8 protein-coding genes are annotated in these 10,746 nt (G+C 71.9%); 6 read left to right on the plus strand and 2 right to left on the minus strand.

All coding sequences use genetic code 11. The features are described from left to right. Positions 1 to 16 precede the first annotated feature (16 nt). From WBG06_RS25015 to WBG06_RS25025, 3 genes are all read left to right on the plus strand, one after another. Entirely contained in the window at positions 17 to 1,228 is a 1,212-nt protein-coding gene (locus tag WBG06_RS25015) for a multidrug effflux MFS transporter (RefSeq protein WP_336740309.1), read from the plus strand. Between the two features lie 33 nt (positions 1,229 to 1,261). Next, on the plus strand, positions 1,262 to 1,687 hold the full coding sequence (locus WBG06_RS25020; RefSeq protein WP_336740311.1) for a PaaI family thioesterase: 426 nt from the start codon (positions 1,262 to 1,264) through the stop codon (positions 1,685 to 1,687). Between the two features lie 135 nt (positions 1,688 to 1,822). Further along, on the plus strand, positions 1,823 to 4,537 hold the full coding sequence (locus WBG06_RS25025; RefSeq protein WP_336740313.1) for a DEAD/DEAH box helicase family protein: 2,715 nt from the start codon (positions 1,823 to 1,825) through the stop codon (positions 4,535 to 4,537). A 128-nt stretch (positions 4,538 to 4,665) separates the two neighbouring features. Here WBG06_RS25025 and WBG06_RS25030 read toward each other — a convergent pair whose 3' ends face one another. Beyond that, the gene (locus WBG06_RS25030; RefSeq protein WP_336740315.1) at positions 4,666 to 5,415 is read right to left on the minus strand and encodes an SGNH/GDSL hydrolase family protein; all 750 of its coding nucleotides are present in this window, start codon (positions 5,413 to 5,415) and stop codon (positions 4,666 to 4,668) included. Between the two features lie 132 nt (positions 5,416 to 5,547). Between WBG06_RS25030 and WBG06_RS25035 the strand changes: the two genes are divergently transcribed. Together WBG06_RS25035 and WBG06_RS25040 are read left to right on the plus strand one after the other, a co-directional pair. Then, the gene (locus tag WBG06_RS25035; protein WP_336740317.1) at positions 5,548 to 6,777 is read left to right on the plus strand and encodes a sensor histidine kinase; all 1,230 of its coding nucleotides are present in this window, start codon (positions 5,548 to 5,550) and stop codon (positions 6,775 to 6,777) included. A gap of 23 nt (positions 6,778 to 6,800) precedes the next feature. Beyond that, on the plus strand, positions 6,801 to 7,478 hold the full coding sequence (locus WBG06_RS25040; protein WP_336740319.1) for a response regulator transcription factor: 678 nt from the start codon (positions 6,801 to 6,803) through the stop codon (positions 7,476 to 7,478). 66 nt (positions 7,479 to 7,544) lie between these two features. Here the strand turns inward: WBG06_RS25040 and WBG06_RS25045 are convergent, their stop codons facing one another. After that, complete coding sequence (locus WBG06_RS25045) at positions 7,545 to 9,371, minus strand: flavin-containing monooxygenase (RefSeq protein ID WP_336740321.1); 1,827 nt, start codon at positions 9,369 to 9,371, stop codon at positions 7,545 to 7,547. Positions 9,372 to 9,477: 106 nt separating this feature from the next. On the opposite strand from WBG06_RS25045, the gene WBG06_RS25050 reads away from it, so the two are divergent. Next, positions 9,478 to 10,665 (plus strand): GAF domain-containing protein, encoded by a 1,188-nt coding sequence (locus WBG06_RS25050; RefSeq protein WP_336740323.1) that lies wholly within the window; start codon positions 9,478 to 9,480, stop codon positions 10,663 to 10,665. The last annotated feature ends 81 nt before the right edge of the window (positions 10,666 to 10,746 follow it).

Below are 10,746 nucleotides of genomic sequence, written 5' to 3' on the forward strand. Positions count from 1 at the left end.
TCCGGAGGTCTCCTCGGTGACGTCAGTCCCGCCGCGGCTCTTGCTCGCCCTCGCTCTGCTCTCGGCATCCGCGCCGCTGGCGATCGACTTCTACCTGCCGTCCTTCCCCCAGATCGGGTCCGATCTGGGAGCAGCGGCAAGCAACGTACAGCTCACCCTCACCGCCTTCCTGATCGGCCTCGCGCTCGGCCAGATCGCCTGGGGGCCGATCTCCGACCGGTTCGGGCGGCTCAAGCCGCTGCTGATCGGGTCGGTCGTGGCTGCGGTGGCCGGCGTGCTGGCCGCGCTGGCGCCCTCCGTCGAGCTGCTGATCGCCGCGCGCTTCCTGCAGGCGCTCGCTGCCGCTGCCGGGATCGTGATGGCGCGGGCGATCGTGGCCGACGTGCTCCACGGCTTCGCTGCGGCCCGAGCGATGTCGATCATGATGTCGATCAGCGGGATCGCGCCGATCGTGGCCCCGGTGGTCGGTGGTGCCATCGCCGGGTTCGTGCCGTGGCGCGGCGTGCTCGGCATCGTCGCCGCGATCGCCGTCGCGCAGGTCGTCGTCGTGCTGCTGGTGATCCGCGAGTCGCTCCCGGCCGAACGGCGCAGCCCCCGGGTCGAGTACGCCGACCTGGGCCGTCTCCTCGCCAAGCCCGCCTTCCTCGGCTACACGCTGACGCAGTCGCTCACGTTCGCCACCCTGATGACGTACGTCTCCTCGTCCTCGTTCCTCTACCAGTCGGTGATCGGCACGTCGGCCGCGGTCTACGGCATCGGGTTCGCGGTCAACGCTGCGTTCCTGACCGTCGCCGGCCTGTTCTCCGCGCGGCTGGCCAGGCGGCAGGTGCATCCGGCGCGGATCGTCCGGTCGGCGCAGCCGGTGCTCGCCGCGGCGGCGATGCTCGTGCTCGTCGTCGCGCTCCTGCCGGTGCCGAAGGCGCTCATCCTGCTGCCGATCCTGGTCGTCACCACCTGCGTCGGGCTGATCATGGGCAACACCGGGGCCCTGGCCATCGAGCAGGCCCGGCCGTCGGTCGGCTCGGGCTCGGCGCTGATGGGCGGGATCATGTTTCTCGGCGGTGGGCTCGCCTCGCCGCTCGGCGCCGTCGCCGGTGAGCACACCGCGGTGCCGCTGGCGATCACCATGGTGGTCACCTCGATCCTCGGCGCGGTCGCGTTCTCCTTCGCGCGGCGCTCGATCGCTCGCAACCCGGAGTCGGAGGCGGTCTTCGCGACGGCTGCCTGAGGTCCTCAAGGCCGCACCGGTAGGTTTGCCGCCATGGCGGAGACACCTGCGGTGACGGCCTCGGAGGCCGCGGAGATCCTGGCGAACCAGCCCTTCAGCAGGCTGATCGGCGTCGAGGTCGGTGAGGTCGGCTACGGGCACGCCACCCTGCGCATCCCGCTCCGGGAGGAGCTGCTGCAGCAGTTCGGCACGGTCCATGGCGGCGTACTCTCCTACGCCGCCGACAACGCACTCGCGTTCGCCGGCGGCACGATCCTCGGTCCGCACGTCCTCACCCGAGGCTTCTCGATCGACTTCCTGCGCCCGTCCAACGGCGACCACCTGCGGGCGTACGCCGAGGTGATCAACCACACCAGCCGCAACGCGCTGACCCGCTGCGAGGTCTTCACGGTCGCCGCGGACGGCTCCGAGGTGCTCGTCGCCGCCGCGCAGGGGTCGATCGCGCGGATCGACCGCTAGCCCTGCCGAGGCGTCGGCCAGGTCGGCCGAGGCGTCAGGTACGTCGGCCGAGGCGGCACCGTGCTGCCCAGTCGGGCGACGTACGCGACGCCTCGGGCGACGCGGGTGACGCCTCGGCTGACTAGGCTTCGCGACGTGAAGCTCCGGGTCCATCAGCAGCGTGCACTCTCCGCGCTGGGCGCGGCCTGGGAGGAGGGACGCAGGCGCGCGTGGGTGGCGCTGCCACCAGGGGCGGGGAAGACGCTCGTCGGGCTCGAGACCGCGCGGGAGACGATCGCGGACGGCGCGAAGGTCGTCGTGCTCAGCCCCAACACGGCGATCCAAGGGCAGTGGCTGCGCCAGGCGTCCGCGACCGGTGTGGCGGCGTCCGGGTCGCGGGAGCTCGAGGCGCCGCTGACGTCGCTGACCTACCAGTCGGTCGCGGTCTTCGGTGACCCCGACGACGAGGCGGAGACCGGCGAGAGCCACCTGGCCCGGCTGCACGACAACGGGCGGGCACTGGTCTCGGCGCTGCGTACGGCCGGACCGCTGCTGCTCGTGCTGGACGAGTGCCACCACCTGCTCGAGGTCTGGGGCGAGCTGTTGGGCGAGATCCTCCAGCTGCTCCCGGACGCGCGCGTGCTCGGGCTGACCGCGACCCCGCCCGAGGCGCTGACCAAGGAGGAGTCCGCGCTGGTCGGGTCCCTGTTCGGCGAGATCGTCTTCGCGACCTCGATCCCGGCCGTGGTGCGCGAGGGCGACCTGGCGCCGTTCGCCGACCTGGTGTGGCTGACCGCGCCGACGCCGGACGAACGGGAGTGGCTGCGGGGGAGCGCGGAGCGCTTCGAGGAGCTGCTCACCGCGCTGACCTCCGACGATCTGGGCAGCGTGCCGTTCCTGACCTGGCTGGACCGCAGGTTCGTGATGCGATCAGCCCCCGCCCCCTCCTGGGCCGAGCTCGCGAGGTCGTCGCCCGACCTCGCCACCGCCGCCCTGCGGGCGCACCACCGCGGTCTGATCGCGCTGCCCGAAGGGGCGACCCTCACCGAGGCGCACCGTCGCGACCCGTCCGCCGAGGACTGGGTGGCGCTGATCGGCGACTGGGTGCGGGGGCACCTGACGTCGTCCGAGGCGGAAGCCGACCAGGAAGCCCTGGCCGTGATCAAGAAGGCGCTGCCAGCGGTCGGTTACTCGCTGACGCGGCGCGGGATCCGCGCGGGGCGTTCGCCGGTCGACCGGGTGCTGGCGCGTTCGGAGGCCAAGACGACGGCGACCGCCGCCATCATCGACCACGAACGGCTGGCGCACGGTGACTCGCTGCGACTCATCGTCGTCACCGACCACGAGCGGGCCTCGGCCACGCTGCCGCTCGACCTACGAGGCGTGATCGCCGAGCAGGCGGGCTCGGCGCGGGCGGTGCTCGCGACGCTGTGCGCCGCCCACGACGACGTGCTGCTGGTCACCGGCGCCACCGTCGCCGGGCCCGCGCCGACCCTCACCGCGCTGGTCGCGCACGTCGCCGAGACCGACCCCGCGCTGGCGAGGGCGCTGGTCGTCGAGCCGGGGGAGGCGTACGCCACGCTCGTGGGGCGCTGGACGAGCCGGCAGTGGGTCGCGCACGTGACCCGGTTCTTCGAGACCGGCGGCTGCCGGGTCCTGGTCGGGACGCGGGGTCTGCTCGGCGAAGGCTGGGACGCCCGCTCGGTCACCGGGATCGTGGACCTCACCGCTGCCACCACCACGACAGCGGTCGTGCAGCTGCGCGGGCGGTCGCTGCGTACGGATCCCGAGCGGCCTGACAAGGTCGCGGTCAACTGGACGGTCGTCTGCGTCGAGGAGGAGCACCCGCGCGGCGACAACGACTGGAAGCGGCTGGTCCGCAAGCACGACGGCTTCTTCGGCGCCGACGAGGACGGCTCGATCGTCGACGGCGTCGGCCACATCGACGAGTCCTTCTCCCCGTACGCAGCGCCGCCGGAGTCCACGTTCGACGAGGTCAACGCCCGGATGGTCGCCCGGTCCGAGGACCGCGCGGCGATCCGGGAGCGGTGGCGGATCGGGGAGCCGTACGCCGACGTCGCCGGCCGCACCGTCCGGGTCCGGCTGCGCCGCGCCGGAGCGCTACGTGCGCCGGCGGGAGTGGTGCTCGCGCCGAGGCCGCCGGGCTTCCGGCTGCTGGAGGGCCGGGTGCCGGAGTGGCGGCTGCCGGCGAAGGCCGTCCTGGCGCCGGCAGCGCTGCTGAGCATCGCCGTGGTCGTGGTGACGGCCGTCGGCGTCGGTGGCGGCGTCGCGGCGCTCGGTGGCCTGGCCGCCGCGATGTGGGCGCTCTGGGCCGCGTACGTCTATCGCGACGGCACCAGGATCGCCTCCCAGCTGCGCCGCCGCCCCAGCGTCGGAGCGGTCGGAGCGGCTGTCGCCGACGCGCTGGTCGCGACCGGACGGACCTCGGTCGGCGCCGACGGGCTGGAGATCGCCGTGGACACCGACGGCAGCTACCGCCTTCACCTGGCCGGGGTGCCCGAGGAGGAGTCGGCACTGTTCGCGGCCTCGCTCGAGGAGGCGCTGTCCCCGATCGCCGCTCCTCGTTACCTGGTCTCGCGGCCCGTCGTCGGCGACCTGGACGTACTCGAGAGGTTGCGGCTCGGGATCTCGGGCCACCATCGCGCGCAGGCCGAGGCGTGGCACGCTGTCCCCGCCGCGCTCGGTCGCCGTGCCGCCGACGCGAGAGCCTTCCAGAACGCCTGGGAGCACTGGGTCGGCGGCTCCGGACTCCTCTACACCGCCTCGCCCGAAGGCGCCGGCATCCTGGCCGCCCAGCGCGGCGCCGACCCCTTCGACCTCACGACCGTCATCCGCCGCCACTGGTCCTGACCGTTCACCCTCGCCGAGACGTCGCTCCGGTCGGCCGAGGCGTCGCCGGCGTCGGCCGAGTGGGCGCAGCGCTGACGCCTCGGCCGACGTGCGTGACGCCTCGGCCGACGGGGCTGACGCCTCGGCTCTCAGCCGGCGATCGGCGTCCAGGTGGGGAACTTGGCGGAACGACCGTCACCCGAGGACCGTCCGGTGAGGCGGCGGTGGATCCAGGGGCCGACGAACTCGCGGTAGTAGGCCAGACCCTTCTTGCCGACCGCGGCCTCGAAGTCCAGGTCCCACCAACCCTCGGGGACGTCGACGCCGAGCGAGTCGAGGACGCGGGCGGCGACGCGGTGGTGGCCGCGGGCGTTCATGTGGAGCCGGTCCTCGGACCAGAAGCGACCGTCCATGAGCGTGGTGTCGGGCCAGTTGTAGGCCCGCACGATGTCGTCGCGGTCGGCGACGCGCCGCTCGACGAGGTCGCAGAGCTCGTCGCCGCGACGCTGGAAGACCCTGCCGAGCGGCAGCCGGGCCGACGGGTTGGCGCCGGAGAGCAGGATCAGCGTGATCCCGTTGGCGTCGCAGGCCTCCAGCACCGGGTTGAGCATGTCGGCGATCGCGTTGGCGTCGGCCTTCGGGCGGAGCATGTCGTTGCCGCCGCCGTTGAAGGACAGGTGGGTCGGCTTCAGCGCCAGCGCGGCGGGAAGCTGCTCCTCGACGATCGGGCGGATCAGGCGCCCGCGGATGGCGAGGTTGGCGTACTCCACCGGCGTCCCCGACGCCGCCCAGCCCTGGGCGACGAGGTCGGCCCAGCCGCGTACGTGGCCGTCGGGCATCTCGTCGCCGACACCTTCCGTGAACGAGTCACCGATCGCGACGTAGCGCACTGCCTCCACGAGTCCTCCAACCCCAACGATCCAATGCCGGATCCATCGCCAGCCTCTGGATTCTAGTCCGCCTCGGGTCTGACGAGCACATCCGTCCCCAGGCTGACGTCGCGACCGCCTCGGCTCCTCTACGGTGGGTGCGTGGAGGAGTTGGTACGCCCCTGGCGGCTCGGCCCGCGTGGGCGATGGTGGTTCGACGTACTGCTCGCCGGCACCCTGTTCCTGATCATCCCGTTCTACGCGATCCAGGCGCTCGTCGACGGCAACGCCGCCCAGGACGTCACGAGCACGAGCCACGTCGTCGACCTGCTCCTCGTGATCACCCAGCTCGTACCTCTGCTGTGGCGTCGCCGACATCCGCTGATCGTCTACACCATCGTGGCCGGCGCCTGTGGTCTGCAGGTGCTGCTCATCGACTATCCGCTGGTCTCGCAGGTCTCCTACCCGATCGCGGTCTACTCGGTGGCGCGCTACGCCAGCCCGCGCTGGGGCCTGGCCGCGCTCGCGGTCGGTCTGTTCGGCTCCGTCCTCGGCACCCATGACTGGATGCAGGCCGTCGACGCCTCCTCCAACGGCGAGCCCCAGGACGGCATCAACTGGAGCACGTACGTCCCGGTCGTCCTCTCGCTCGCCACCTTCCCGGTCGCCGCGTGGGCGCTGGGTGCGCTGGCGCGCACCAGAGCGGCGTACGTCGACTCGCTCATCCAGCGCAACGAGCAGCTGCGCCGCGAGGCCGAGCAGCGTGCCGAGCTCGGCGCGACCCAGGAGCGGGCGCGGATCGCCCGGGAGATGCACGATGTGGTGGCGCACGGGCTGAGCGTCATCGTGGTGCAGGCCGACGGAGCGCGTTTCGCGGCCGAGCAGGACCCGACCGTGGCTCCGCAGGCGTTGGAGACCGTCGCGCAGACGGCACGGGAGGCGCTGACGGAGATGCGTCAGCTGCTCGGCCTGCTGCGTGACGGGGACACGCTGACCCGCCCCCAGCCCCGGCTGAGCGACATCGCGACCCTCGTCGAGGAGACCCGGGCGGGTGGGATGGAGCTGACCGCGACGCTTCCCGAGCCCGGCCTCGCGGTGCCCGAAGGCGTTGCGCTGACCTCCTTCCGGGTGGTGCAGGAGGCCCTCAGCAACGTACGCAAGCATGCCGGTCCCGGCGCCGCGGCCACGGTCTCGGTGAAGGCCGACGGGAACGTGCTCGAGATCGAGGTCATCGACGACGGCCGAGGCGCCGCCGCGGACACCGTCGCGGAGTCCGGCGGCCTCGGGCTCCTCGGGATGCGGGAGCGGATCTCGGCCCACGGCGGAACCCTCGAGGCCGGCCCCGCCCCCGGCGGCGGCTTCCGCATCTACGCGAAACTCCCCGTGACATGACTGGCGCTGATATGACTGGCGCCATGACGCTCAGTGCCGAACCCATCAGGGTGTTTCTCGTCGACGACCAGGACCTCGTACGCGCCGGGTTCCGGATGCTCATCGACTCCCAACCCGACCTGAGCGTGGTCGGCGAGGCCGGCGACGGGCAGGAGGCGGTCACCGCACTGGCCCGCACCGACGCCGACGTGGTCCTGATGGACGTACGCATGCCGCGCATGGACGGCGTCGAGGCGACCGGCCTCATCGCCGGCCGTGAGGGCGCGCCGCGGGTGATCGTGCTGACCACCTTCGACCTCGACGAGTACGCCTTCGCCGCCATCCGGGCCGGCGCCGCTGCCTTTCTGCTCAAGGATGCCCGTCCCGAGGACCTGCTCAGCGCCATCCGCACCGTGCACTCCGGGGACTCGGTCGTCGCGCCCAGCACCACCCGGCGACTCCTGGAGCACTTCGCCGCCGCCGCACCGCTGACCCCGGCGACGGCCGCCGCCGAGCAGCGCCTGGCGATGCTGACGGAGCGCGAGCGTGAGGTGCTCACCCTCGTCGGGCGCGGCCTGTCCAACACCGAGATCGCCGACACCTTCGTGGTCGCCGAGGCCACCGTGAAGACCCACGTCGGCCGGTTGCTGGCCAAGACCGGTTCTCGTGACCGCGTCCAGCTCGTGGTGCTGGCCTACGAGACCGGCCTGGTCGGCCGCTGACTCCCTGCTGGGGACCTGACGGCGAACGAACTTCGTTCGCGCGTCGACCGCCCGCGGTCCAGTCCGCTACGCGAGATGATGCACCGGCGCCAGGTTGTAGACCGGCGTCTCGATCCCCTCGAACCGGGCCTTGAGCTGCAGCGCCAGATAGAGCGAGTAGTGGCGCGACTGGTGCAGGTTGCCGCCGTGGAACCACAACGCCTCCTGCTGGGTCGGCTTCCACATGTTGCGCTGCTCGCCCTCCCACGGCCCGGGGTCCTTCGTCGTGTCGGAGCCCAGGCCCCAGCACTTGCCGACGCGATCGGCGACCTCCTGGCTGATCAGGTCGGCGGCCCAGCCGTTCATGGAGCCGTAGCCGGTGGCGTACACGACCAGGTCGGCGGGCAGCTCGGTGCCGTCCTCGAGGACGACCGACGTCTCGGTCAGGTGGGAGACCTGCCCCTGGGCCAGCTTCACGTCCCCGTTGGCGACCAGCTCGGCCGAGCCCACGTCGATGTAGTAGCCCGAGCCGCGGCGGAGGTACTTCATGAACAGGCCCGAACCGTCGTCGCCCCAGTCGTGCCGGAAGCCGGCCTTCTCCAGGCGGGCGTAGAAGTCGGCGTCACGCTCGGCCATCTGCTGGTAGAGCGGGATCTGGAACTCGTGCATGATCCGGTAGGGGAGGGAGGCGAAGACCAGGTCGGCCTTCTCCGTGGTCATCCCGGAGGCGACCGCGCGCTCGGAGTAGAGGTCACCGAGGCCGATGTCCATTAGGGTGTCGCTCTTCACGATGTGGGTCGAAGAGCGCTGCACCATCGTCACGTCGGCGCCGTGCTCGAACAGGGCCCCGCAGATGTCGAAGGCGGAGTTGTTCGACCCGATCACGACGACCCGCTTGCCCTCGTACGCATCCGGGCCCGGGTGCTGGGAGGAGTGGTGCTGCTCGCCCTGGAAGATGTCCATGCCGGGCAGATCGGGGATGTTCGGCTTGCCGGACATCCCGGTGGCCAGGATGAGCTGCTTCGGGTGCAGTGTGATCTCCTCCCCGCCGCGCGTGACGTCGACCGTCCACTCACCGTCCTCATCGGAGTAGGAGGCACTGGTGGCCGTGGTCGAGGACCAGTAGGGCACCTCCATCACCTTGACGTAGGACTCCAGCCAGTCGCCGATCTTGTCCTTGGGCGCGAAGACGGGCCAGTTGTCAGGGAACTTCAGGTAGGGCAGGTGGTCGTACCAGACCGGGTCGTGCAGGCACAGCGACTTGTAGCGGCCGCGCCACTGGTCACCGGGCCGCTCGTAGCGGTCGATGACGAGCGACGGTACGCCGAGCTGGCGCAGGCGCGCACCGAGCGCGATGCCGCCCTGCCCGCCACCGATGACCAGCACGTACGGCTGCTCGGTCAGGCCCAGTGTCTCCGCCTCGGCCTGGCGCTTCTCGGCCCAGGTCACCCGGTCGCGGTTGACGCCGTGCTCGGCACCCTTCGGGCGCCGCTCGCCACGAGGCTCCTCGTGTCCCTTGAGCTCGTAGAGGGTGGTCAGGAACGTCCACGCCTTGGGCTGGCCGTCCTCGATCTTGAGACGGAGCAGCCCACGGCCACGGCCGATGGCCGTCTCGAAGGTGAACCACGCCGTCGTCACCCCCGCATCGGTGGCCTCCGGCTCCTCGAGCGCGAAGCCGGAGGGATCGACCCGGTCCAGCGTGGCCGTGAGCAGGTCGGCGACCCCGGTCGGGTCCTCGACCGTGGTGATGTTCCAGGAGAAGGCGACCAGGTCACGCCAGAAGCTCGTGGTGGCGAACAGGCCGGCGGCCCGGGGGATGTCGCGCGCCCTCAGGGCGGCCTCGAAGTCGGCGAGCCAGATCTGCGCCGGGCCGGACTGGGCGGCCACGGGAGGGGAGTCGAGTGTCTGCGTCATGCCTCCAGCACACCGTCGCGCGGGCGCTCGAGAAAGGGTTGCAACGGATTGCATGTGGCGCAGGTCACAGCGAGCACCTACCCTCGGAGGCGGAGGTGGACGCCAGATGACCGTGACCGGAGCAGTGCCGGCGGGAGCAGATCTGCCGCGTCTGGCCCGCGACCTCGTACGCGTGCACGACGCCGTCCTGTCCGGCAGCCGCCCGCCGAGCACGCCCAGGATCCTGGTCGAGCGCTCCTGGCGCCGCGTGATGAGCATGGGCCTGGAGCCCGGCAGCAGCAACGGCAGACGTACGCCGTCAGCCGCCGAGTGCGCGGCCAGGAGAGCCCGCTCGCCGCTGGCGACGGTGATCGGCGACCTGCGGGCGGTGCTGACCTCGGCGGCGGATGCCGCGACGTACCTGATGGTGGTCACCGACGCCGAGGGCGTGGTGCTGTGGCGCGAGGGCTCGGCGCGGGTGCTCAGGATCGCCGACCAGCTCGGCTTCGTCGAGGGAGCGCTGTGGACCGAGCGCGCGGTCGGCACCAACGCGATCGGCACCGCGCTGGCCGAGGCGGCACCGGTCGAGCTCTTCTCCGCGGAGCACTTCGAGCAGGCACAGCATCCCTGGTACTGCACGGCCGCCCCGATCCATGACCCACGCACCGGAGCGCTCCTCGGCGTCGTCGACGTCAGTGGGCCGGCCATGACGCTTCATCCGGCGATCGGTGCCCTGGTCGAGAGCGCGGTGCGCCTGGCCGAGATGAGCCTGTGGCGCCACCACCTGGAGTGGCTCGAGCGCCTGCGGCGCGAGACCGATCACGTCGTCTCCGGTGTCGAGGGCCCACTCCTGGTCGTCGACGACGACGGCTGGGTCGCCCACCACGCCGGGATGGCCGCCCGTGACCGGATCGCGGCGCCGCGACAGGACAAGATGCTGACCGTCCCGGGCCTGGGCCTGTGCCTGCCGGAGCGGGTCGGCGAGCGTGGCTGGCTGGTCCGGCCGACCTCGTCGGGCTCGGGAAGCCTCACCGCCCGACTCGATCCCGACGGCACCCTTGAGGTCGTCTCGGGCTCGGGCAGCTGGCGCACCACGCTGACCCGGCGCCACGTCGAGATCCTCTCCCTCGTCCACGCGGCCGGCCCCTCCGGCCTGACCGCGCGCGGGCTCAGCGAGGCCGTCTTCGGCGACGCCGAGCACATCGTCACCGTGCGCGCCGAGGTCTCCCGGCTGCGCCGCTCGATCGGCGCCCTGGTCTCGACCAACCCCTACCGCCTGGCTGACGGGGTGACCCTGACCCGGGGAAGACCCTGAGCCGACCCTTGCCGATCAACCCCAGGTCGTACGCCGGGATCAGCCCCCAGCCCGATGCGCGCTGATGCCTCCAGAAGAGAG

This window comes from Nocardioides sp. CCNWLW239 (assembly GCF_037137035.1).
Lineage (GTDB): Bacteria > Actinomycetota > Actinomycetes > Propionibacteriales > Nocardioidaceae > Nocardioides.